The organism is Aquibacillus salsiterrae (assembly GCF_028416595.1).
Classification (GTDB): Bacteria; Bacillota; Bacilli; order Bacillales; family Amphibacillaceae; genus Aquibacillus_A; species Aquibacillus_A salsiterrae.
The window spans coordinates 1-25,200 of the sequence record NZ_JAMQKC010000019.1 but is presented as its reverse complement, the minus strand read 5'-3'; the positions used below and the strand labels follow the sequence as shown (position 1 = coordinate 25,200).

The following is a 25,200-nucleotide window of genomic DNA, read 5'->3' as shown; positions in this document are numbered from 1 at the left end:
GCTCAGCTGGTGACTACTGTACGAGCCAGTCTTTTCTAACTATATCCGGCAGAAAGTGGAATCAAGAACTCGAGCTACCTTCTTTTCGATGACCAGTGTGGTTGAAAGTTTTTCCATTATAGGTACTAGACGGATTTAGTACGTCAGGTGACAGCGCAATTTTAAAGTGAGGAAGGGATTGTTCTACGGAAGAATCTTGGGAATTTGTAGGTTTGATTGGTTGTAAATTCAGTACCTGTTATCACTTTTAATATGTCAAATTCAACATTTTACGGCTGCCACTCCTTATAAGCTAACCAATTCAAACTAAACAGAGTAAAAATGTAGAGGAGAAATTTTAATTTCTCCTCTACATTTTTTATCTCACCCAGTGGAGTTAGACATATTAAACCATGATGTAGATATATAATAATTATGCATATGAAGTCATTTTCCAATAGGCGCCTTTACCGCAAGAATTAATTGGTGGAAAAACGTCTCCAGTTTCTAACTTGATTTTTTGCTCTTCTGGTGTGGGGCTTGGATAACGGGTTCCGTCAGTATATCCATCCCAAGAGTAATATGCATTAGCAGTCGATTTTTGGCCAGTTTTATAACGATCACCAATCGCCATAATGTTCACTCCCTTAATCAGAACATACGTTCTATTCAATGTTAACATATTACATATAATTATCAAGTGGTAAAAGATTTTATTTAAGTGTCATCGTTTAAGAATAGGGTCAGGCGCTTCGTTTGGACGAATGTCCACGTAAAGACTCTGACCCTATAAATTTCTCTTATTTAATTTGACATTTTTTCGAATGATGACAGGCAACTTATTACTATAGCCCTAGATAGGAATATTTGTTCGTGTTATAATTATCTTAATCAGGTATTTATTTACATCTAACACACTACTTATCTTTAATTCTATTAAACGAAAGTGGGGTAATTATATGTATTTACAGTCTTTGCAAGAAGTATTTGGTCCTGAGGCAACTTTTCGTGAGGGCCAGGATAAAGCAATTGAGCAACTATTAAATAAAAAACGTGTCCTAGTTGTGCAAAAAACAGGTTGGGGAAAGAGTTTAGTTTATTTTTTAACAACGAATATCCTAAGAAGCCAAGGAGAAGGTGTTACGCTTATCATTAGCCCGTTATTGGCACTCACAAGAAATCAAATTGACAGTACGCGAAAATATGACCTTGTGGCAGATTGTATTAATAATCAAATAAATAAAACATTAACTGAGAAAGTAGAAGTGATAGAACGTTGCAATCGAGGTGAGTGTGATGTTCTTTTTATTACTCCAGAGCAGCTTCAAAATGATAGCTTTATAGACCTTATATCACAACTAAGGGTGGGTTTGTTTGTAGTAGATGAGGCGCACTGTATATCGGATTGGGGTCATGATTTTCGTCCTGATTATAGACGAATACATCAATTGCTTCAAATCTTGCCTGAGAATATTCCTGTTTTAGCAACCACTGCAACTGCTAATGATCGGGTAATTAAGGACGTTACTAAACAACTTGGTGATTGTGAAGTTATTCGTGGAGACCTGCAGCGTGAATCACTACATCTACATAAGCTTTATTTACCAACTGCAGAGGAGAAATATGCATGGATTGCAAAAAATATCAATAGACTTCAAGGATCAGGAATTATTTATGCAACAACCATCAGAGAATGTGAGCGTCTAGCAATGTGGCTTCGCCAAAATGCAGTTGATGCTCGTGCTTATTATGGTAGGCTTAATGAGGATGATAAAATAGAACTTGAGAATCGGCTACAAAATAATCAAATTAAAGTTTTGGTCTCCACAATTGCTCTTGGCATGGGGTATGATAAAGAAAATATTAGCTTCGTTATTCATTACTATACTCCAAAATCAGTTGTTGAACATTATCAACAAATAGGACGTGCGGGGCGAGGTATTGACCAAGCGGTTTGTGTACTTCTTTATGGTGGTGAGGATGAGAACAGAATTAATGAACATTTTATTTATCATTCATTTCCTAAACAAGAACAAATTGACCAAGTGTTGAGTTACCTTAGTCAAAACGACGAAGTGAAAATGTTAACACTTGAACAAGTGATGAATATTAAATCAACAACACTAAAACAGATTCTAAAGTTACTTTTAATAGAAGGGTTTATTGGGAAAAGCGGAGCTAGTTATTTCCGAACATTAAAGCCGTACACTTCTCAACGAAAATATTATAATTCTGTCATAAATATAAAAGTCCAAGAGTATAACGAACTTCTTGAATTCCAGCGGACAGCAGATTGTCAAATGGCTTATCTCACAAAGGCACTAGATGACCCTAACACTAGACCTTGTATGAAATGTAGTACATGCCTTGGAGAAGCGTGGGATTTCACTGATGATTCTTTAAGCCACGATGATATGAAGCAAGTTTTAGCATTTTTTGCGAAAAATTATATAACAATTGAACCGAGAAGAAAATCGATGTTGACTAATAAAAAGTTAACATTTATACATGAAGAAGGACTGGCACTTAGCTATTATCATGAACAACTTGGACAGCAGGCACGTCGGGGTAAGTATGAATTGAACCTATTCACTGATTTATTCGTTAGGACATCTGCTTATAAACTAAGGCGTTTCTTTAGTGATAAAGGATACAATATTTCTGAAGTTATAATAATACCAATTCCATCTAATCGAAGACCTGAGCTCGTACCACGATTTGCACAACGACTAGCGAACACTTTAAAATGTAATTATGCAAATATTTTGGCTAAAAGACCAAATGAGCCAGAACAAAAGTCACTATTAAATACTAGTCTTCAAGAACAAAGTATTCGGGAACATCTGTATATAAAAGATCAAATAAATTTAGATAATCACCATATTCTTTTGGTTGATGATTTTGTAGATTCAAAATGGACTTTTACAGTGGCTGCTGAGCTGCTTGGAGAAATGTATGATGATATTAAAGTAACGCCGTTCGCTCTTGCAGACACGAGCGGCAGTGATTAAAAACGAGGTGTGCTTAATGCAGTTTACAAATAACGAAATTGCCACTTACTTATTTTGTGCGCAACTTACACAGACAAGAACAAAAGCCTTAACAATATTAGAGTGGAATGCGATTGTAAAATCATTGAGTCAGCAAAAACTTGAACCAGAAGTGTTGTTAACCATAAATTCAACGGAATTGTTAAATGTTTTAACACATGCAACAGAAGTGCAGAAATCAAAAATTTCAGAAAAAATACAAGCAAGACAAAAGCTTGGTTTTTCTATGATAGAGCTTAAAGATATAATTAACCAAGGCTTTGGTATTATGTTTCGTTCTAACATGCCACCACGTCTTAAAAAACTAACAACTAAATATACGCCTGCTTTCTTTTATTATGCGGGTGAACCATCGATTCTATCCCATCGTTCTTTAGGTGTAGTGGGAGCACGAGCCGCAACAGAACAGGAACTAACTCAAACATTTGATATTGGGAGTGAAGCAGCTTCTTATGGAATAGTTATTATATCAGGTGGTGCAAAAGGAGTAGATACTACCGGTGTTGAAGCAACATTACAAAATGGTGGGAAAGCCATCGTATTTCCTGCTGATGGATTAATGAAATGGGTGAAAAAGAGTAACATTCGAAGCTACATTACAAATGGACAACTGCTTTTAATGTCTGCACAAAGGCTAGATGCTCCCTTTTCAGGGGCGTATGCAATGCAACGAAATAAGTTTATCCATGCACCATCTGATGCCGTCTTAGTTGCTTCGTCAAAGATTTCGGGAAAGAAAAAGAGTGGGACGTGGGAAGGTGTATTAGAGAATATAAAACATCAATGGTCACCTTTATATGTCATTGGCTGTAGTGAAGGGGTGGAGAAGCTGAAGGCTCAGGGAAATGCTGAACTGTTTTCATCATTTGATAAGGTTTTTACCCGTAATGAGCGAAGTGAGCCAAAGAAAAGAACAGAATCAAATGAGATTGATGAAAGAATTATCTCGCTTATAAAGCTAGCTATCGCAAAAGGATTGGATAGAGAAACCATAGAAGAGAAGTTTGTAGACTTCTCAACTAGGTACTATGAGAAACAAAAACAAATTGAACAAGATAATACCCAGAACCTTGTAGTTCATGAACAGTTAAGTATGGAAGAATACATGAGAGGGAAAGTGGATTAGGTGAGTTTTAAATTAATATTCCAAAAGGTAGGAGTGCTTATGTTAGGCACCATCTGCGGGATTTTGGTGTCAGGTACTACAAATGGACACATGTCCATGAGTGGTACCTGAACCCTTTCATTTTTGTAGCTCTTCATGATCAAGCAAATAATTTGGTAGGAGAAGCTAATGGAATTTCGAACAATAAATCTGATTTAATTAATTAGAGAGTATCTTTTGAAATTGTCAGCAGGTTAATAGAATGTTACTACGTTTGAACAAATAGCCAGTAATTACCTGAGTGATAAATCGTGGTAATGCTGGTTTTTTTATGTCTCTAAATTAACTCAAAAATGTTAATGTAGGGTACCAGGTACTGTTTATGGACAAGCGTCCACAGACAGTATCTTTTTCTCTAAAAAATACCCAATTTGACTTTCGAGAGAGACTGACGCCTAGTTAAATTTCAACATTTAGCGTATTTATAGAATGTGAATATAGTACGTTTGCAATGATGTCGTATAAAGTTAGGTCAGATAATGGTAAAATAAGGATTAATACTACATAATTTTTCATTGACTAAATAGGAGGAATTCACAAATGCCAGTATATAACAAACTAATTCGCGATTTAATCCCAAATGTAATAGCAAAGGCTGGTAAACAGTACGCAACCAGAATCTTGGATGATGAAGAATATATCACAGAATTAAGAAAGAAACTTCAAGAAGAATTGCAAGAATACCTAGAAGCAGACAATGACGAAGATAGTTTAGAAGAATTAGCAGACATAACGGAACTGATTCATGCCCTTGCTAGGACACATCATGCAACGATAGAACAGTTAGAAGAAATTCGTCAGCGAAAGGCAGAAAAGCGGGGCGAATTTTATGATAAAATTTTTCTAATCGAGGTTGAGGATGACTAATGTAAAACTGGTTACTGAAAATGTAATAAAGCAGATTGTCGAGGGGATTAATACTGCATCCTCTATATACATATTAACATCTTTTGTAATGAAGTCTGGTGTGGAATTACTGAAGCCATACCTTGTTGAAGCGGCCAAACGTGGGGCTGATATCAAAATATGCACAGGTGACTACCTTTTTGTCACACAGCCAGAAGCACTGAGTATGCTGTTGTTTCCTGATTTTGAGAATGTTGAAGTCCGTTTATGGCGGAGTAACGGTACTTCCTTTCATCCAAAAGCATATTTATTTAGTCATGATCAGAATGGCACGTTTATTGTTGGTTCATCTAATTTGTCGAGGTCTGCGCTCACGACAGGAGTCGAATGGAATCTGATCATGGATAAAGAGATCTAACCAGCTACGTTTGAGGATGCAGAAGATTGCTTTCTAAAAACTTTTTATAATGAGCAAACGATTTCTGTTAATGAAGAAACAATAACCAAATATGCTAAGGAATACACCAAATACCACAAGAAAAATCCGAATCTAGCAACCACCTGGGCAAAACAAGAAGAAGTTGAGCTTATGCTTCCAAGTGAACACCAAAATCCTGTTATAGAACTAGTTAAGGATCCGGATACAGAATATGAGACGAAGATCCAACCAAGGCCTCCGCAACAAGAAGCGCTGAATGCACTGCAAGCTACGATGGAGGAAGATTATAACAAGGCCATGGTCGTCATGGCGACTGGGTTAGGTAAAACGTATCTAGCTGCTTTCTTTGCTCGAAACTTTAAACGAGTCCTATTTATCGCTCACAGGGAAGAGATTTTAAATCAAGCTAAAAAGTCGTTTCAACATGTAATGCCTGAAAGAAAGTATGGCATTTATAATGGCAAAGTCAAAGATTCGGGAGTAGATGGTGTGTTTGCTTCCATTTATACGTTAAGCATGAAGGAACACCTTCAAAGTTTCGAGAGAGATAATTTCGATTTAATCGTCGTGGATGAATTTCATCACGCAGCAGCCAAATCTTACAACCGTGTTTTGCAGTATTTCGAGCCTAACTTTTTATTAGGAATAACTGCTACACCTGACCGGATGGATGGAAAAGATGTATATGCTATTTGTGATGGTAATGTTGCTTTTCAGTTGCACTTCATTGAAGCAATACAACATGGCTGGTTAGCTCCATTTAAATATAATGGCGTTTATGATGAAACCGATTATTCACAAATAACGTGGCTAGGGACGAAATATGATCAAGCAGAATTACTCGCAGCACTGCTTCGAAAAGATACTGCTGAAAACATTTTACATGCATGGGAAAATCATAAGCAAACCCGTACGATAGGTTTTTGTTCATCGATAAAACAAGCACAATTTTTATCTAACTACTTTAATCAACACGGTTATCAAACGATTAGTCTTCACTCTCAAACAGATTTTAATCGTAATTTAGCGATTGAACGACTTCAGCAAGGTGAAATCGATATTATCTTTACTGTTGATTTGTTTAATGAAGGAGTAGATATTCCTCCTGTCGATACATTGTTGTTTGTTCGTCCAACAGAGTCATTAACAGTATTCACACAACAGGTAGGTCGTGGACTTCGTCTTCACAATGGAAAAGAACATTGTACAATTATTGATCTTATTGGAAATTACCGTAATGCCGATATCAAGCTTAGTTTGTTTGATGCGGAAAGGTCCGATAATACAGGCAAGAAAAAGCCTGAACTAGTTCCCATTGTCCCGCAAAACTGTGAAATCAACTTGGATGTGCAAGTTATTAATCTTTTTAATGAGTTAATGAAAAAGAGGCAGCCAAGAAAAGAACAACTTCTTAATGCCTACCAAGCTTTAAAAGAGGAAATCGGTCGTAGGCCATCTTATTTAGATATGCACTTGCATGGAAACGTGGATACCCGTCAGTATAAGCAGGAATTTAAATCTTATGCTGGCTTCTTATATTGGGCGAATGAACTTAATGAAGAGGAGCAAGAAATATATAGCAGGTATAAGGAATGGTTGGAAGAAGTCGAAAAAACAGGCATGGCAAAAAGCTACAAGATGGTTGTATTGTCTTATATGCTTTCTAGAGGAGAAGCAGCTTGGCATAGATTAGTCACTGCACAAGAAGTTGCTCCATATTTTCACCAGTTTTTAATGGAAAAGGAATATCGTAAGAAAATTGATTTCTCGGATAAAATGACTAAAGCAATGTGGGACTACGATGAAAATAAAATGGCGCGATTAATTGAACGAATGCCAATGACGAAATGGAGTGGAAGCTCTAAGGGGCTATTAGTATTTGAGGATGGTCAATTTGGATTAGGTTTTGATATTGACCAGCAAGATAGTGCGTTACTCTACAAGATGACAAAGGAAACTTGCGAGTACCGGTTACATGCTTATTTTCAGAGGAAAGAAAATGGAATCAATAAATGAGTCTATGGATTAGTCCATAGGCTTATTTTTGTGCACAGAAATGTTAGGTAGAATCATTTATCTTCAACGTTATCTAGTTCATTCACATAAATTAACAACTTAAAACTCCATAAATGTATTGATCATTTGCTCTTTGTATTTTATGTTTATAAGTATAGAAAGTAAAAAAATGTAAGGGAATATATCCATTAAAATCAATTGAATTTTATTTTTGCGTCGGAAATAAAGCGGATACAAAGGGTGAAGGAGAAGATTATGAGTTTATCAGATAAACAATGGCAGTTCTCTGAAATCCCAAATATCGAAGAATCTAATTTCAACAAGTACTTGGAAGATTCTATAATTTGGGCATTTATGGGTTAACTCGCGAGAATATACAAAACTCTTTAGATGGAAAGTTACTAGACAATGACGACCCGGTTGTTCTAACTGTGAAGACAGGAACAATCCACCAAGATTATATTCCTGGAATCAAGGAAATCAAACAAAGAATAACTTCTCTTCAAGGCCGAAATAGCTATACCAAAGAAACAATTACACACATGGTGAACAAAATGGACCTGGAAGAGGTAGCTTATATCTCATTTGAGGACTCAAATACGAGAGGACTAACAGGGGCAAGAAATGGTCAGAGTGATTCAAAAGAAGACACATGGGCAATTTACGCCTACAACAAAGGGGTTCATTTTGAAGAGGAAGATGAAGCTGTTGAAACTTCTCGAGGCGGATCACATGGTGTAGGTAAGATTGCTTCCAATGCTGCATCAGATCTGCATATTATGTTCTTTGCCAACTGCGACAAAAAAGGGAATCAACACCTTGGAGGTACAGTGCAGCTGGTAGAACATAAATACAATAATCAAGCATATCGTTCAACCGGATATTTTGCAGATATAAAAAGTATTGGTGCAAATAAAACAAAATTTTATCCGTTTGAAAATCGTTTCCATGAAGTATTTGAGAAGAAAACAAGAGGATTAAAAATCATTATTCCTTATCTCAGAGAACAGTACAACGATGAAAGTGACATTATTAAAAGCATATGTGATAGTTTCTTCATTTCCATTCTTGAAAATAGATTAGTAGTTAATGTGAACGATAAAGTAATTAACAGGGAAACGATTAAAGATTTTGTATCGGATGAAAAATATTACATTCAAGATATTGCTGAAATTAAGCATGAATTTACACCATTATATATCGATACATTTCTAAATGTAGCACCAATTCCTTTGACCATTTCGGATATGGAAAATGATTATCATTTCAAATTATACTTCCGTTATGATGAGGCAATTCCAAAAGGAAGAGTGGCAATCGTGAGAACGATTGGCATGAAAATAGAAGATAAAAAGGTGAATAACAACGTTAATAAACCGTTTAACGCAGTTTTAGTAGCTGAAAAGGCAGAAGATGGCTATTTGAAATCACTTGAAAATGAGTCACACACTCAACTTGCTTTTGACCATATCAAAGATGTCAGGCTCCAAAAGAATGCAAAAAGATTCATCAATAGTCTATCGAAAGAAATAGCCAAAATTATTGAGGAAGCTATTAAAAAGAACAATAAAACAGATGGAATGATGGATACGAAAGATATCCTATACTTGGTTGAAAATCAATTTAAACAAGACCTTGCTGATGCAGTAGCGACAGTCAAGATTAATAAAGGTAAGTCATTAGTAAAAGTCACCACAGACATACCGAAAAAGAAGAAAAAGAATAAGCCAAATGATAAGGAGAAACCTGAAAAGCCTCGTAAAAAGGTTAAGAGGGTTAAACCAAGAAGTGGAAACGAAGGAACAAATGGCGACGAGGAAAGGTTAAAAAGATACAGTGCCCATCCAGATATCGTTGAAAGATTATTGATTGGTAATAAAGAGGTTGTTCAATTTGATTTTAACGATAGCAAAGAAATCAACGGTGAGAAATCATGTAATATCTCTTTGTCTATCATTGATGGTATGGGTGTCGAGTACAAGGATGAATTTAAAATAAAAGATAATTACAACACTGTTATCGACGGAACAAGCGGAAAACAATGTAAGATTGAAAATAATTTGATTAAGAATATAGCAATAAACAATGGTATTGCACAACTAAAACTAGAGCCGAAGCCGAATTTTAACAAAGCATTAAAATTCGTGTATTACGTGGAGGTGTAATATGATCTACAAAAAGGATGCTAATTTTCCCTATCCATTACTAACAAACACATCTCCTAGTTATGAGAGTAGTAATTTTATCTTGGATGTCAATCTTGAAGAAAACACTAGCAATTATAGATTCGAAATTAACTATCAAATCGACTCTGGCTTTATCAATGATTTAATAGAAAATCAACAAGCACTACTGATATTAGTTATTCAATCGAAAGACAATAAGTTTTACCCGATTAGACCTGGTAAAAGATATATTGAAATTGCAAAAAGCCGCATCTCGATAAGTAATCGTACGGTCATTCAATTACACCTTCAGTCGAAGCAAGCAATAGCGTTTGGGGATAATTTTGATTTAAGTTCTTTCTATAAACAATTCAAGGATGAAATTGTTGTACCTAAAAATTCAATTCTTGGTTTCTCGAACGTAGTTGTATTTGATGGAAGTACGACTAAACCACTCGAACTTTTCGAGAAAAGAGTTGATCCTGATTTGAAATCAGATATTTCAATCGAACTCGGTAGTGAAATGATTATTATCAATTATAAAAGTGAAAAACTGCAATTTAACGATTCCCCAATGAGTAATAGATTAAATAATCCTTATATTTATATGGGTCTGCAAAAGGCGTTGTATAAGTTTATTATGAACAACGGTGAAGATGGGGAAGTAGACGTGGAACAGATCGACACGCCAACAGATAATCTAGATATGAAGCTATATAATTTAATGAGAAAAAAGATGGTGGAAGAAGTAAGTATCGACAATATTGATGAGGTGATTTATAAGATTTCAGACAAGATATTGGATAGATATACTGCTGCAGTAAAGGAGCTAAGTTCAGATGGAAATTAGGCTACTTAAGAAAGGGTACAAAAATAACGAGCAGTTTTATAAAGACTTTTTAGAAGATCAGATCCTGATCAACGAAGAGTATTTCTCTGGTGAGATTGTATTTATTAACAGTGCCCCAGATTTTCCGATTTATATGGCAAAAGGGAGCGAGCAGGAACGAGGGCAACTATTTCTCGAAGCCTTTGAACTGATTTCATCTTCTTATTTGAATACGAACCGTGATATTCATTTTGATGAAGTATTTTGGCATTCCTTACTGGCGGTTTATAAAAGAGACTATTTATTAGAGCAATATCCTCAAATTAAAGACGGGATTAATCAGTTCAATAACATCGTCCTAAAGGATTTTAATTGGGAAAACTATATTTATAAATGTGTGCTAGGGGCTCAATATGTAAACGATCAAGTTACTGACCTTGATGAAAGAGTTAGATATTATGGTCTAATTTTTGAAAACCTAGACTTGTATAACTATATTATTAAATACGAGATTTTTAGAAATGATAGTTTTCTAAAGAATATTTTAGATATAATCGACGAATTGAATCTTTCTAAAGTGATGAAAGCAAAAATAACAGATCGTGATGATTTGGGTGCGGATGAGCGGGTAGGCAGACGTGTAATATTCGAATTTAACAAAAGCTATCCGATCATTATGTCGCCAATGCTAGAGAAGGAGGATTTGAAAGAATTGTTCTTAGAATATCTAAGTTATTATTATCAAGGTACGATACAGCCGCAGTTGATGTAAGAATACAGGTGTTTAAATGATTTTCACTTTGGAGTTAGGGTAAAGGTACTAATTATCGACAACTGTGCGTAAATAGTACCTTTTTTAAACAATTGCAGAGATTATCTCTATTAAATAAAAGATGATATACTTACTTCAAAGAATAAATGGAGGTGCCATAAATGAAATGGGAACAGGTTCGCAAACAATTTCCAAAGCAGTGGGTCCTAGTAGAAGCCATCTCTGCATACTCAGACAATTCCATTCGATATCCTGAGGAACTATCAGTTATTTCAAATTTCCCCGATTCAACTACTGCATGGAAAGAATACAAAAAACTACATCTAGCCGAACCTTCACGTGAGTATTATATTTTCCATACTGATATTGAAAAGCTTGAAGTTGAGGAACAAAAATTTATAGGAGTTAGGAGACGACTCCAATGAATATTAGTATGCAGGGAGGTTTGCCAATAATCTCTTTTTCTCTTGTATATAAAGGAAATACAGCATTTTGAGAAAATGTGGACATAATCCTAATAGTAGCTTATTTTTATTACGCTAGTATCTGGAAAACTATTCGATTTTAATCTACACATTTCACTATAATTAAACTTATGAAGAAATTAACAAGGAAAAACGGTGGCACTAGCTGTGCACAAGTGTCCATAGGTAGTGCCTGGCACCTATACTTATACTTAGGTAGTATTACGAACGTATATTCTATTATTGGATTCCATTTTGCCATAGAAGCTAGTATAATAGATTTGTAAATACATAGCATGGAGGGCGGTTGGCCATCTTCCTTTTAGAAGGGAGGTGGTAGGATGACGACATACGAAGCACTAAGCCTAGTAGCTCAATATTGTTTAACTTTATTAGCTACCTTGACACTTATTGTAACTATTGTCGTATATCTAAACAAAAAGAAATAACCGTCCTCCGACCAAAGGGTAACGGTTACTTCTTTGTAGTACTAACTATACATTTGGTCAACCGCTCTTTATGCGGTTTGTAGTTGCATTGCCAAGTGGTTGCTGCCACTTGGCTTCTTTCTTTCATTATAATAATTTTCATAATTACAGTCAAACATGGTTTTTTGCACGTTTGATAATTAGAAAAGGTGTCAGGAAATTGGCGTCAGACCCTGTCGAAAGACATTTGTTCTTGTGAGGATTACAGTGCTTGGTTCTGGATGATCCATTTTCCAGAACTACTTTTTTAAAAAATGGTCAATCTTCTCGGAAAAAATGGGAAATACTCTCAAAGATGGAGAAAATCGAGCTCAGTGTTTTCGGTGTCAGGCACTAATGTCTTTTACACTAATCCTCAAATGATCCATGTCCGTGTGGTAGTGGGAAGAAATACAAGAAGTGTTGTTGAAAATAATAGATGCAGAGATTTGGTAGTTTGCAGCTTCAACTATTGGGACAGAGGGACAGGCAATATTATTAAGTTTATTGTAGATCAGGTATATGGAAAAAAAGTATAGTGTCGAGGATAGTGGTGCTTCTTGATAATGTGCTTGTCCCCCAATATTCTCTAATTTATTTTAGTGAAATAACGAACATACATTCTGTTTTTGCTTTCCTTTTTAACATAAAGCCTAGTATAATAGAATTGTAACTACATAGCATGGAGGGCGGTTGGCCATCTTCCTTTAAGAAGGGAGGTGGTAAGATGACGACATACGAAGCACTAAGCCTAGTAGCTCAATATTGTTTAACTTTATTAGCTACCTTGACACTTCTTGTAACTATTGTTGTATATCTAAACAAAAAGAAATAACCGTCCTCCGACCAAAGAAATACGGTTACTTCTTTTGTTAAACATAATACTTTTGGTCAACCGCTCTTTATGCGGTTTGTAGTTGCATTGCCGAGTGGTTCTAGCCACCCAGCTTTCTTTATTTAATTATAATAATTTTTATAATCACAGTCAAACGTGGTTTTTGAACTAATGTTTTGTAGAAGTTAAACATGATTTCTGGAACTTGGAAAGGTAGCATGAGTGCCTGTCACCTCACGTTATTGAAATAACTGGAGGATAGCAATGGAACGATGTACAATCACAGTGAAGGAAGTCGCGGAATATTTTGGTGTCTACACGGATACGATTTACGATTTGATAAATGAAGGAAGCTTTCCACATCTTTGGTTTGGTCAGAAAGTTATATTTTAATACTAACCATCAAATATCCTCCATTTTTTAACCCACATTTGTTTTAACTGTCGAAATCTGGTAAATACTAGTATAATAGATAAAAATAAAACGAATAGGATTGCCGGATTTGAGATGGGAGTGAAACGGATGAAACTAAATGTGGAGCAGCGGAAAATCATTGAGTTGGAACCAGCAGGACATACCTTAATTAAAGGTGTTGCGGGCTCCGGTAAAACAACAGTTGCTATTCGGAGAGTTTCTTTTTTACAGGAGCATTATTGTCCTGAAGAAAATGACAATATTCTACTCGTAACGTTTAACAAGACGCTATTAAAATATATTAAGTATCAATATGAAAATATGGAGAATGAGGAAACGAATAGTTTGCAAAGTTTGTTCACTTCTAGTGGAGAAGTGTTTATCGAAAACATAGATAAGTTGATGTTTTCCTTTTTTAAGCGGTATCAAGTGAGACATAATGTTCGATATGGAATTGCCAATGGGAGGGAGGCGCGCAAACTATTGCAACAGGCAATCCTTCTCATCAAAGAAAAATTCCCAAATATTAAATTACTTACGCCAAAGAATTCTAGTTTCCTAATGGATGAAATTGATTGGATCAAGGCATGTGATATTCCTGACCTTGAAACGTATCAGGAGATAGATCGAATTGGTCGTGCGAGTGGTGGACAAGGTAATCCTCAAAAACTAACGAAAAATTCGGAAACTCGAACGGCGATTTTCGAATTGATGGAGCTGTATAACGAGCTGCTAATGAAACAAGGTTTAGTTGATTTTAAGTCGATGAACCAGTTAGCACTGGCCGAAGCTGCTGAGCTTCAGCATCAACGGTACACGCATATCATTATTGATGAAAGTCAGGATCTCTCTAAAATACAGTTGAAATTTCTTAAATTGCTTCATATGGAAAAAAGCTATGCTTCGATTATGTTTGTCGCAGATAACACCCAAAGTATCTACTCCCAGTCGTGGCTTGGAAAAGGAAGGCCATATACAACAATTGGCTATGATATGAGTGGTAAGGCTAGAACGTTATCGAAAAATTACCGAACAACAACAGAAATTTCAAAAGCTGCGTATGGCTTAATTGAAAATGATGAGCAAATTAAGGGGAACGTAGATTTTGTTAAACCGTCGCTCATTGATCGCCATGGACACGCACCGATTTACCGTTTTTTCACGGACGCTAAGAAACAATCTGATTTTTTAATCGAGGAAATAAAAGCCTTACATAGTGACTATGAGCTTAGAGATATTTGTATCGTTGCCAAGGAGAGAAGGTTAATTGATAGTGCTGCTATAGCATTGGAAAGATCTGGATTTCCGTGTGAAATACTAAATGATGAACCGAAATTTGCAGCAAATACAGTGAAACTAGTGACGATGCATTCGATTAAGGGGTTAGAGTTTAAAGTGATTTTCTTAATTAATCTTGATGCGGATGTTATTCCGAATGATGGACACGGTATGGATGATGAGGAGACACTTACGGAAGAACGCAAGCTCATGTACGTAGGGATGACGAGAGCGAACGAGTTACTCTATATGTCTTCTGTTAGAAAACCATCTTGTTTCGTCAAAGAAATTGATAACGATTATATTCGAGTGATGCGGGATTCTGCATTACGGCCGTTCCAATCTATCCCGATTCAAGATTATCAGTTGACAGATCAACTCGTTGATTTAAATGCGAAAGAGGAAGTAATAAGGCAGTGGATCATTCGCGAACTGAAACAAACATTTGGTTATCCACTCGAACTTATCGCATTAGAATATCCTGTTCAACATTTTTCCAAACGAGGATATGTTGATATTGTCGTAACGATTGACGTAGATGGGCAGAAAATGCCTTATATTTTTGCTGAGGTGAAGGCGTTTGCTAGTGGAATTGACGATGGTTTCGAACAATTAAAGACCTACATGATGGCTAATTCGGATGTAAGGTATGGTGTAGTGACTGATGGTGTCGAAGTAAAAATTGTGGACCGAAATGGAGAACAAGTCAGTGATATCCCACCTTGTCAGCCACAGTTTTTTCCGAATACGAAACGAAACAGAACGTATATTGATTTGCGTCATCAGAAAACGTATCAATACGCACAAGATAAGGACGATGAAACCAACGTTGAGGTTGTCGATGCAGCTACTAACTTAATGGTAGATGCAAATGTGGATGTTCGTGTTCCAGTCATTGGCGACGTAGCTGCAGGCATTCCCATCACTGCAATCGAACACTTCCAAGAATCGATTCAACTGCTTGATGATTGGGTAATTCAGCAAGGTAACACCTATGCACTTCGGGTAAGCGGAGATAGTATGATCAATGCAGGGATTGATAAAGGTGACCTTGTCATTGTTAACAAGCAAGAAGCAGTCAATAATGGTGATATTGTGATTGCTTTAATTGATCAAGAAGCAACGATGAAAAGGTTTATGTTGATGGGTGGCTCTATTTTACTTATCTCTGAGAATACAAATTATGAACCGATTCAAATGAATCCGTCTGATGTTGTGATTAACGGGAAAGTAATTGGTGTGTTGAAGGGGTAGAGTAAAGTATCAGGCGCTTCTACAATGTAGTGTCTGATACTTTTATTTTGATGGAACTCGACACAGAACAGAAAATTAATTCCTTTCATTGATGAAAATTAGTATAATAGAATTGTAACTCTCGTAGCATGGAGGGCGGTGTCTATTCCAAAGAGGGACAACTGTGCAGGAAGAGTAGTAGGTACCGTTTTAATAAGTTAATCTGACATATTTTAAGTGACAGATATCGAAGTATTCCGTTATAATAATGAATAATAGAGGAGATGATAGTTTGAGTGAAGAACGTTTAGGTCGAATCGAGGCACATATGGAGCAGCTAATTCAAATGGTTGCAAAAAGTAATCAAATAGTAATGGAAAATCAACAATTGGTGCAAGAGAACAACAAAATAGTACAACAGAACACCAATATGGTTAAAGAACTAACTGAGGAGGTTAGACGTGATCGTGAAGTAAATGAAGCTAGACACAAAGAATTACTTAAAGAAATTCGGAATAATGCGTACGACATTGATTATCTTCGCAATGTAGTTTCAAAACATGATATGGAACTTCACAAATTTCGAGTATCTCAATAAACCTATATGAACCGTTTACTTTTAAGCTCACTGTTTTCTATGTCGAAAATAGTAGAAACCCCGTCATTTCTTCTCGTTTCTCTTCCAAGTATCTGCTAAAAATCTAACTAAGAACATTTTATGATGGCTCTACGCTTCTTCTAACTCAGAAGTAGATGGTATCCATTTTTACACTTTCTTATCTTTTAAAAAAGAAATAGCCGTCCTCCTGACCAAGGTTAACAGCTATTTCTTTTAACGGCTACTTTATTTAATTTTGGTCAACCGCTCTTTATGCGGTTTGTAGTTGCATTGCCGAGTGGTTGCTGCCACTTGGCTTTCTTTAATTTAATTAAAATTATTTTTAAGTTTACAGTCAACTTAAGTTGGGTTCTATGCGATTTTTTTGGTCTAAGTTATAGTCAAACGAGCAAATATTATTTAAGATTAGTTATGGAAGAGTAGGCGCTTGGAAAAGGCGTTTTTTCTGGAGTAATAGTTCCTATGCTCCTCTTCAACTCTTTATTAGAATGGTGATACTATAATAAATAATTGAAAATAGGAGGACGAATAAGTGGGTAATAGAAAAAATGCTGAGGCTTGGAAAGAGGCGAAGAAGCGATGTCGGCTAAATTCGGCTGATATTCAAATGGCCAAAGAGTTAGGAATGAAATCAAAGAGTTTATTGAAAAATATCCCTTCTCGTAATCAACAATGGAAGGCGCCTGTAAAAGTATGGATTGGTGATCTATATGAAAAAAAGTTTGGACGAGTTTTAACCGTTAAGCAAGATCCAAACAAAGCATCAAACAAAAAGCAAAGCGTACAGCAAACATCTATATCTTCTGATGATTGGGATGATTTACCGTTTTGATGAACGCTAAAATTGATACATTGTCGCAGGAAGAAATAAAAGTTATTTTGAGAGCAGCCGATGAGATCATCGCACAAGGAGGGAGAACACTTCTTGCTAAAATTTTAAAAGGTTCACGTGAGAAAAAAGTGTTGCAATTGGAGTTGGATACATGTCCAGTGTATGGATATTATAAGTCAGAGAAACTTGATGAAGTTGTGGCGAAAATTGATTGGATGATTGAATATGATTTCCTGACAATTGAATATAGTGGAAAACTACCGATGATTGTTTTCACAGAGCGAGGATGGCAGATAGAGTCTGATCAAATGGCAGATGAACTTCTTCAGGAATGGATGGAATGGGTCAAACAGGGAGAACAAAGCCCTGATATGACTTATCTTAAAGACAGGAACAGGGAAATGATTCTATTGCTACTTGAAAAAGTGAAAGAATCAGGCAATAAAATGTTCATCCCTTATTTAAGGTTATGGGAGAAGATTGAGTATAAAAAGGTAAAAAAGGCAATTCGTTCAACCATAAAAGCCTTAGAGAACAATGTACCGATTGATAATCAACTTGTGCAAAATAGAACAGAATCAATTGATGAGGCATTAAAAGGGGCTGCACCGCAAGATTTGCGTTTGAAATGTTGGGAATGTGGAGAACGATTTATGTTTACGATAGGGGAACAGCTATTTTTTAAGCAGAAAGGATTTGAATATCCGAAAAGATGTGGTAAGTGCCGTGACAATCGGAAACCTGTCTTTTTTTAGAAAGAAACGGAACGACTAGGGAAAGGGTTAGGCATTACATTAAGATAATTGTCCTTAAGTAATGCCTATAAGTAAAATGCTAAATTTTACTATTGCAAAGTGTGTGGAAGAGTTCATGCTAATGAGTGTTTTTCTGGCAATGGCCATAAACTACAGATAGGTTATTAATGACAATTTTTAATAAGTAAAAATTTTGAGGTGAAACGATGCTTTTTGCAGAAAATACTCCTAACAATGCCGGTGTTAAGATTTATGGTGATTTCATGGACTTTGAAAATTTGTACGAATCTCTTCATGAGGTAGTAGGGGAAGAGGGAGATTACCCTGCCTATCAAGGGGGACAATTGCGAGTGCTAGGGGTTTGCTATGACATTCGGCATGCCATTATGGGGGACCGTGAGTTTCACTTTGTTGATAATGGCTTAGATCAAGATAAAATGAGGCGCACATCGATGATCACTAGTGATAAAAACCTGTACATGTCCTTTTATGTGTACTGGCCAGAGGTCCTTTTTGTCAATATGGTGCTAAACGACTTTACTCATATCTATGCGGCCCAAAAAACGAACAAAGCCTATAATCGATTGACGCATAAGAACACCATCTGGGATTCGACCATCGCCCAGGTGAGAATGTTCCAAGCAGCCATTGCCAAAGTCATAAAAAGTAGTGTATCCGAATCGTCTTATGCTCGTGTGATAGGTTTAATGAATAGCGATTATAATGATATGGCTCATTTTACTACACAGTATCTCGATTTGCTGAATATTAAATTTCTAAAGATGGATAAGGAAAAAAGACAGAAGAACATTACCGTTATGATAAAACGACTAGCGGAGAAGGGGAAGGAATACCAAGACGTTAAGCGTGAGGTAGAAGAAGCAGCTCGGGAATATAAGTGTTCGACAGAAGATATAAGGTTAAAAGTAGAATACCCGGAAGATATTGATTGGTAATGGGAATCTTAGTTATACCGATCAAAAGGATTATAAATCTTATCCGATTATTTGTGGTACACTAAGAATAGTTCTTATAATCAAAATCCAAAATGAAAGTGAGATAGGAATGAAAAATACGAATAAATTCAGTAACGATCAGCAAGTACGTTTAAAATCAACTGGAGAGTTGGTTACGATTAAGAAATCGATGTATGTGCAAACGATGAAACGTTTCTCCTATACCCTTAAGGAGTACCCAAATACCTTTTATTTTGAAGAGGAAATAGAAAGTTTGTAATCCTTTCCTACTGGGGACTAATTGCCCTTTAAATAATTTAACACGAACCGAACCCACTCCATTTATTTTTTCTATTTCGTTATGGGCCTGATGAGTTTGCATTTCTAAGCATCTCTAACCAACAATTTAGCGGAATTCAATGGTTAAAACCACTTGTCATGATTTTTAAATTATAATGTATTGAATTAATTTAAACCCCATTAAGATCTTTACTTCTTAACAAGTTATTAGCGAAAAATAGGTGCTTAGTTACTTTAGATGGACAGCTTGTCCACATAGAGTACCAGGTACCGTTTTTCATATGTCGTTCAGAATGAGAGAAGTGCGTTCGGTATGAGTGGGAAAAGTTAAAAAGCATACTTGATGTATCAAGGAGATGCTTCCAAGTAATAAAAAATATGAGATACTCTTGGTAAATTGGATAGTAGAAAGGTGTCTTTCAAGTGGAATTGCAACAAGCATTGTCTAAACAGGGTTATCCTAGGCTTAATGAAGTCCTAGCAAATCTAACCGCAAGTGATCTTTTTCTTGAAGAACTTTCTTTGATTTTGAAGGAATGTGTTTCATTCAAAAGTAATTTTCCTGACGATATTCGTATCTTATGTACTCAGTTAGAGCACATAACTAACTTTGAGGAGAAATGTAAGCCAATTTTATTACGTGATTTGGAAATGATATTGTCTGAAATGACTAATCCTACAAATGATGCAGTGGAAATCTATATTGATGAAAAGGAAGAAGAGGAAGTTATTGCCCTCTATATAAAAGCCTTAGAAGGCAACTCAGATGCCCAGCTCGAACTGGCTCATTTTTACAAATCGATTGAGCGGGATGAATGGGCCTTTGACTGGTTCAAAGTAGCTGCCGATGCCGGTAGTGTGGATGCCCTTTACTTTCTAGGTAATGAGTATTTTGTTGGAAAAGTTGTGGAACATGATTTGGAAAAAACGTATTTTTATTATAAAGAAGCTGCGGAAAAAGGACATGGGGATGCCCTAAACAATTATGCGGATATGTATTTACGCGGGGAGTATGTGGAGAAGAATGAAAAAAGAGCGCTAGAACTCTTCAAGGAAGCAGCCGATAAAGGTGTACCAGAAGCAATGTATACACTAGGCTACATGTATGAAAACGGTGTTGGGACAAACGTAGACATCGAAGAATCGAAACGATGGTTCACCGAATCCGCACTGTTTGGTGATGTGTTTGCCGCAAATCGGCTAGGACATGAGGCGGTGGAAGAAGGCCTGGGGGACTTGGCGATATCCTGGTATCAAATGGCTGCTGATAGGGGTGACTCTTATGGAGAATTTAATCTTGGCCTTTGTTATGAGAATGGGATTGGAACCCAAGCTAATATGAAAAAAGCTAAATATTGGTATCAAAAAGCTGCTTTAAAAGGTGATGATCAGGCAAAGCATCGGTTGAAGGAGTTAGGTTAAATAGCTATAAGAAAAGCGCAGGGCGCCTTGCCCACCCCCGACAAGCTTAAGCAGAAAATCTATGTGTCGCTCTTTGACACAAAGATTTTCTGCTTAAGACCTCGAGGGGGTAGGCGCCCGGAGCTAGACAGCTATTGCTTTTTTTACTTTCTTACCTTACAAAAAAGGAGGCACAATGAAGTGCCCCCCTATAGCCATATCAATATAATGTTTGTTTTTAAATTACTTAACTTGGCCGCTTAGTTGTTGTTGTGCAGTTTGAACTAAACGCTTTGTAATTTCTCCACCTACAGAACCGTTAGCGCGAGAAGTAGTATCAGCTCCAAGGTTTACGCCGAATTCTTGTGCAATCTCATATTTCATTTGGTCAAGTGCTTGCTCTACTCCAGGTACTAGTAATTGGTTAGAATTGTTGCTTGCCATGATTCATACCTCCTAATAGTAGAATACATTTTAATCACCAAGATGATTAATAACATCTTGTACCTATAGTAATACCAAAAATTAAAGAATGTTATGTATGATATCCTATGGTAGTTTTTGGTTCAGTTATGAGAGTCATAAGCTAAAGCACAGGTCATCACAAAAAGCCATTTATATTAAGGGTGTCAGCACTACAAAAAGACATTTGTCTATAAGTAGTGCTGACACCCGTTTTGCTTGATAATCACCCCTCACAAATACCCATTTACCCATAATTCTAGAACAATTCCAAACCAATTTCACCCAACATAGACACCTAACAGCCCAATGCACCTCATTATAGTAATGAAACACAACAAAAAGGAGGCAGGTTGTAATGGAACGATGTACAGTCACTGTAAAGGAAGTCGCGGAGTATCTTGGAATCCACACGGATACTGTTTATGATTTGGTCAATGAGGGGAGTTTTCCGCATCTTCGGTTTGGCCGCAAAATTTTATTTTCCAAAGATGCTATTGATCTGTGGGTGCTTGATCAAGTGAACCGATCAACACGTGGAGGTGCAAAAGATGAATTATATTAGGGAGGTAAATGCGTTTAAGGATTGGATGTCGCTCCATGAATTACCGGCGTGTGCTGCTTTATTGTGGCACACCCTAATGATGGTCAACAATGTCGCGCGTTGGGAGAAGTTTTTTAATGCGCCCAATCGATTAATCGAAAACTTATCTGGTTTGTCGGTACAAAGAATATCGGAAGCTCGGAAGGTACTGGTCGATCACGGGTTGATTAGTTATCAAGCTGGTGTGAAGGGGAAAGCACCCATTTATCAGATGCTGTCGTTAGTGTCCTATTATGACCAAGTATCACCTGCTGAAGTAGAGCAAACCGGAGTAATTACGGAGCAATCACCGGAACAATTGCCGGAACCATTCCAGGAACCATTTCGTTCAAATCGCCGGAACATACATAAACAAAACGAAACGAATCCAAACCAAAACAGAGGAGGAGGAAAGGAGCCATCTGCCTTCTCCGTATATGAACAAAACTTTGGCATCTTAAAACCGATTTTGCAAGAATCTTTGCAAGCATGGTGTCACGATTTGGGGGACGAGATAGTCGTTGCCGCGATGAAGCAAGCAGTAAAAAAAGGCGGGCGAACGTATAGCTATGTGGAAGCAATTTTGAAAGAGTGGGTCCAAGCAAACATTACCACCTTAGAACAAGCGAAAAACTATGAACAACAGAAGCATAAGCAGCCGGCAGCTTCCTTTTTTGTCCAGCAAAGAAAAAGTAACAATAAGGCACTGTTAGATGACCTGAGAAGGGAGTGTACGCCATGACCCGTGATGAGGCATTCGATATTTTAGAAACCATCGCTGAACTGTATCCAAAGTATGAATTAACGAAAAGGAAGGCCATCCTTCTGCTGCCGCAGATAATAAAGATGGATTACGATCGTGTACTCGAAAAATTATCTGCCTTTGCACTGGTGCACCCGTACGCCCCTTCCCTTGCGGAGATTGCCGCTTACCCAAGAGAAACGAATCCGCATTTAGAGCAAATGCGCATCTGGCAACAGGAAGCAGCGCAAGTTCCAGAGGAGACGAAACGGTTGTTCAAGGCTCAATTTGAAAAGGTGATTAAGGAGCTCGCCCGATGACGATTGATAACTTTGAAGCAGAAGCATCGGTATTAGGGAGCGTCTTACTTGATGGGACACGATTTAGTCAGTTAAGCCTGACTGAAGAGCAGTTTGCCTTTAAGGAGCATAAGCGAATTTTCCAGGCGATGATACATATGTCTGAAAATAATCAAACGATTGATCTAGTTACGGTTACAACAAATTTAGGCGATGCGCTTACGGATATTGGCGGCGTTAGCTATCTTTCGCAGCTTGCTGAGTCTGTCCCGAGTTTAGAAAGCATGCCACACTATGAGCGACTCGTCTTTGAAGCATACCGTAACCGCAAATCCCGTGAACTAGCAATCAAGTATGCCGAACAGCCGAATGAAAATAAATTAGCCCAGTTGATTGAATCGCTGCAGTCATGCCAAGGGCTGGGTGGATCCAAGGAAGAGAAAGACACGAATGATTATTTATTGGAAATAACAGAAGCGATGCTTTCAGGTGATTCTGGAAGTACGGGGTTAGCGACATCTTTTGTCGATTTGGATCAGATGACAGGGGGCTTGCAACCAGGGGAAATGATTATCGTAGCAGCGCGACCATCAGTAGGGAAAACGGCATTTGCACTCAATCTAGCTGCTGCTCATTGCCGAAACAAAGGAATGAGCTCGGTATTTAGTTTAGAAATGGGTACGAAACAGTTACTACAACGAATGATTTCCGCAGAAGGTTACATCCACAGTCAGAAGTGGCGCAGTATGGTGTTTAATCGAGACGATTATTTGAGAGCCTTGGCGGCTGTTGGAGAAATATCGAACTGGAGGTTATCTCTTCACGAGCATCACCGGACGATTAGTGACATTTGTGCATCATTACGAAAAGCAGTTCGTGATTATCCAGACGAAAAACATCTCGCAATTATTGATTACTTACAGCTAATTAGACCGACAAATAAACGAGAACGCCGGGATTTAGAAGTCGGTGAAATGACGAGGGAGTTAAAGCTGCTCGCAGTAGAGTTAAACATTCCGATTGTGTTGCTTTCCCAGTTATCAAGGGGAGTAGAACAACGTCACGATAAGCGACCGCTCATGTCCGATTTGCGCGAGTCGGGCAATATTGAACAAGATGCCGATATCATCTCCTTTCTTTACCGGGAAGATTATTATGACAAGGAAACGAACAACACGGACATCATCGAAATCATTATCGCAAAGCAACGAAATGGCCCAACTGGCACGGTGGAGTTGCTGTTGAAGAAGGAGTATGGGAGGTTTGAGAATGTTGGGTGAAAGCTTTCAAAAAGAAGGAACCTTCCGCCAGACAAAGGATGACAGTTACTTCAGTTAACACACATGTTAAAAATCTTTGATCAACAGCTTTTTATCGAAAAAAGGTGTCATACACTACAAAAAGACAATTGTCCATATGTGGCACCTTACCCTTTTTCCGCCATTTTGATTGACAGTATAAAAATTAGAATCTATACTTATAATAAGAAAAAGGTACCAAGTAGCGATCAACTGCTTAGTACCTACTACAGGCCGTATAAAGAACGGTTGACCAATAGAAGTTTTGTCCAAAAAGAAGTAACCACTACCTTGGTCGGGGGCGGTTACTTCTTTTTGTTTAGATAGACAACAATTGTAACAAGGAGTGTGATTCCTGCTGTCAATGAGATGCTAAATTGCAGTAGTAAACTTAATGCTTCATATGTCGTCACCATACCACCTCCCTTCATAGAGGAAGATGGCCAACCGCCCACTATACTATATAGTTGTATAATCATTCTACCACACTAATAAGTAGATTCATATAGAAATAAGAACAAATGTTCTATTTTCTATTCGACAAAGTTGTTATCTTAGTGTAGCTAATCCCTATGACAATGAGGGGCGTAAGCGGAGGGGTTTTAAAGTGACGTTCGAGGAAAGGGGTAAGGAACCATTGATAGACATTTGTCCACGAGTGGTGCCTGTGACACCCCTAGGATTCAAAATGGCCCAACTGGCACGGTGGAGTTGCTGTTGAAGAAGGAGTATGGAAGGTTTGAGAATGTTGGGTGAAAGCCTTCATATATACATAATACACCACTTCCCAATAGAGTGAATCCTATTGGGAATGTGAAATAATACACGGAGCAGAATAATAAATAAAGTTAGGGAGAAAAATAGTAAATATAATCCTAGATTTCGAAAGCAATAACTTTAAAAAAAATAAAAAAGCACTCCAACCTTTGGTATAATAGGGTTTGCGACAACCAAAAAATCCAAAGAGAGGAGCACCATTTGGTGAATAATTATAACACATT

At 37.1% G+C, this 25,200-nt stretch carries 24 protein-coding genes and 2 pseudogenes; 23 read left to right on the top strand and 3 right to left on the bottom strand.

Annotated features, from left to right (window positions below):
* Window positions 1-412 precede the first annotated feature (412 nt).
* Entirely contained in the window at window positions 413-613 is a 201-nt protein-coding gene (locus tag NC799_RS14460) for a YjzC family protein (protein WP_272447151.1), read from the bottom strand.
* 325 nt (window positions 614-938) lie between these two features.
* Between NC799_RS14460 and NC799_RS14455 the strand changes: the two genes are divergently transcribed.
* The 19 genes and pseudogenes from NC799_RS14455 (at window position 939) to NC799_RS14370 (ending at window position 20,836) form a co-directional block, all read left to right on the top strand.
* A complete protein-coding gene (locus NC799_RS14455) occupies window positions 939-2,990 on the top strand; it encodes a RecQ family ATP-dependent DNA helicase (RefSeq protein WP_272447150.1) in 2,052 nt (683 codons plus the stop codon).
* A 16-nt stretch (window positions 2,991-3,006) separates the two neighbouring features.
* Window positions 3,007-4,155 carry a DNA-processing protein DprA gene (locus NC799_RS14450; protein WP_272447149.1) on the top strand — a complete coding sequence of 383 codons (1,149 nt, stop codon included), beginning with the start codon at window positions 3,007-3,009 and terminating at the stop codon, window positions 4,153-4,155.
* A gap of 579 nt (window positions 4,156-4,734) precedes the next feature.
* The gene (locus tag NC799_RS14445; RefSeq protein ID WP_272447148.1) at window positions 4,735-5,061 is read left to right on the top strand and encodes a nucleoside triphosphate pyrophosphohydrolase; all 327 of its coding nucleotides are present in this window, start codon (window positions 4,735-4,737) and stop codon (window positions 5,059-5,061) included.
* Window positions 5,054-7,495, top strand: a pseudogene (locus NC799_RS14440) (DEAD/DEAH box helicase family protein). Before NC799_RS14445 ends, NC799_RS14440 begins: the two are co-directional and overlap by 8 nt.
* Window positions 7,496-7,839: 344 nt before the next feature.
* Entirely contained in the window at window positions 7,840-9,660 is a 1,821-nt protein-coding gene (locus NC799_RS14435) for a hypothetical protein (protein ID WP_272447147.1), read from the top strand.
* A 1-nt stretch (window position 9,661) separates the two neighbouring features.
* Window positions 9,662-10,510, top strand: coding sequence for a hypothetical protein (locus tag NC799_RS14430; RefSeq protein WP_272447146.1), 849 nt, complete (start codon window positions 9,662-9,664; stop codon window positions 10,508-10,510).
* On the top strand, window positions 10,500-11,261 hold the full coding sequence (locus tag NC799_RS14425; RefSeq protein ID WP_272447145.1) for a hypothetical protein: 762 nt from the start codon (window positions 10,500-10,502) through the stop codon (window positions 11,259-11,261). Before NC799_RS14430 ends, NC799_RS14425 begins: the two co-directional genes overlap by 11 nt.
* Before the next feature lie 161 nt (window positions 11,262-11,422).
* Window positions 11,423-11,686, top strand: coding sequence for a hypothetical protein (locus NC799_RS14420; protein WP_272447144.1), 264 nt, complete (start codon window positions 11,423-11,425; stop codon window positions 11,684-11,686).
* Window positions 11,687-12,066: 380 nt separating this feature from the next.
* Window positions 12,067-12,174, top strand: coding sequence for a putative holin-like toxin (locus NC799_RS14415; RefSeq protein ID WP_272447143.1), 108 nt, complete (start codon window positions 12,067-12,069; stop codon window positions 12,172-12,174).
* 397 nt (window positions 12,175-12,571) lie between these two features.
* A pseudogene (locus NC799_RS18450) lies at window positions 12,572-12,622 on the top strand (SEC-C metal-binding domain-containing protein); the annotation flags it as partial.
* Window positions 12,623-12,919: 297 nt separating this feature from the next.
* Window positions 12,920-13,027: a putative holin-like toxin gene (locus NC799_RS14410; protein ID WP_272447142.1), complete on the top strand. Its 108-nt coding sequence runs from the start codon at window positions 12,920-12,922 to the stop codon at window positions 13,025-13,027.
* Between the two features lie 264 nt (window positions 13,028-13,291).
* Entirely contained in the window at window positions 13,292-13,420 is a 129-nt protein-coding gene (locus NC799_RS14405; protein ID WP_272447141.1) for a helix-turn-helix domain-containing protein, read from the top strand.
* 129 nt (window positions 13,421-13,549) lie between these two features.
* Complete coding sequence (gene lexA / locus NC799_RS14400) at window positions 13,550-15,973, top strand: transcriptional repressor LexA (protein ID WP_272447140.1); 2,424 nt, start codon at window positions 13,550-13,552, stop codon at window positions 15,971-15,973.
* Window positions 15,974-16,244: 271 nt separating this feature from the next.
* Complete coding sequence (locus tag NC799_RS14395; RefSeq protein WP_272447139.1) at window positions 16,245-16,550, top strand: hypothetical protein; 306 nt, start codon at window positions 16,245-16,247, stop codon at window positions 16,548-16,550.
* A gap of 553 nt (window positions 16,551-17,103) precedes the next feature.
* Complete coding sequence (locus tag NC799_RS14390) at window positions 17,104-17,403, top strand: hypothetical protein (RefSeq protein WP_272447138.1); 300 nt, start codon at window positions 17,104-17,106, stop codon at window positions 17,401-17,403.
* Window positions 17,403-18,158, top strand: coding sequence for an RQC-minor-1 family DNA-binding protein (locus NC799_RS14385; RefSeq protein WP_272447137.1), 756 nt, complete (start codon window positions 17,403-17,405; stop codon window positions 18,156-18,158). Before NC799_RS14390 ends, NC799_RS14385 begins: the two co-directional genes overlap by 1 nt.
* 206 nt (window positions 18,159-18,364) lie before the next feature.
* Window positions 18,365-19,114 carry a DUF6904 family protein gene (locus tag NC799_RS14380; RefSeq protein ID WP_272447136.1) on the top strand — a complete coding sequence of 250 codons (750 nt, stop codon included), beginning with the start codon at window positions 18,365-18,367 and terminating at the stop codon, window positions 19,112-19,114.
* Window positions 19,115-19,223: 109 nt separating this feature from the next.
* Entirely contained in the window at window positions 19,224-19,394 is a 171-nt protein-coding gene (locus NC799_RS14375) for a hypothetical protein (RefSeq protein WP_272447135.1), read from the top strand.
* A 443-nt stretch (window positions 19,395-19,837) separates the two neighbouring features.
* Window positions 19,838-20,836 (top strand): tetratricopeptide repeat protein, encoded by a 999-nt coding sequence (locus NC799_RS14370; RefSeq protein ID WP_272447134.1) that lies wholly within the window; start codon window positions 19,838-19,840, stop codon window positions 20,834-20,836.
* A gap of 222 nt (window positions 20,837-21,058) precedes the next feature.
* Here NC799_RS14370 and NC799_RS14365 read toward each other — a convergent pair whose 3' ends face one another.
* Window positions 21,059-21,259, bottom strand: coding sequence for an alpha/beta-type small acid-soluble spore protein (locus NC799_RS14365; RefSeq protein ID WP_272447133.1), 201 nt, complete (start codon window positions 21,257-21,259; stop codon window positions 21,059-21,061).
* Window positions 21,260-21,635: 376 nt separating this feature from the next.
* On the opposite strand from NC799_RS14365, the gene NC799_RS14360 reads away from it, so the two are divergent.
* From NC799_RS14360 to dnaB, 4 genes are read left to right on the top strand one after another with little or no spacing between them, the layout of a single operon-like run.
* On the top strand, window positions 21,636-21,842 hold the full coding sequence (locus tag NC799_RS14360; protein ID WP_272447132.1) for a helix-turn-helix domain-containing protein: 207 nt from the start codon (window positions 21,636-21,638) through the stop codon (window positions 21,840-21,842).
* Window positions 21,829-22,602 carry a DnaD domain-containing protein gene (locus NC799_RS14355; RefSeq protein ID WP_272447131.1) on the top strand — a complete coding sequence of 258 codons (774 nt, stop codon included), beginning with the start codon at window positions 21,829-21,831 and terminating at the stop codon, window positions 22,600-22,602. Before NC799_RS14360 ends, NC799_RS14355 begins: the two co-directional genes overlap by 14 nt.
* Window positions 22,599-22,922, top strand: coding sequence for a hypothetical protein (locus tag NC799_RS14350; protein WP_272447130.1), 324 nt, complete (start codon window positions 22,599-22,601; stop codon window positions 22,920-22,922). The genes NC799_RS14355 and NC799_RS14350 overlap by 4 nt, the downstream gene beginning before the upstream one ends.
* Window positions 22,919-24,181: a replicative DNA helicase gene (gene dnaB, locus NC799_RS14345; protein WP_272447129.1), complete on the top strand. Its 1,263-nt coding sequence runs from the start codon at window positions 22,919-22,921 to the stop codon at window positions 24,179-24,181. Before NC799_RS14350 ends, dnaB begins: the two co-directional genes overlap by 4 nt.
* A gap of 323 nt (window positions 24,182-24,504) precedes the next feature.
* On the opposite strand, the gene NC799_RS14340 is transcribed toward dnaB, so the two are convergent.
* A complete protein-coding gene (locus NC799_RS14340; RefSeq protein ID WP_272447128.1) occupies window positions 24,505-24,612 on the bottom strand; it encodes a putative holin-like toxin in 108 nt (35 codons plus the stop codon).
* Window positions 24,613-25,200 lie beyond the last annotated feature (588 nt).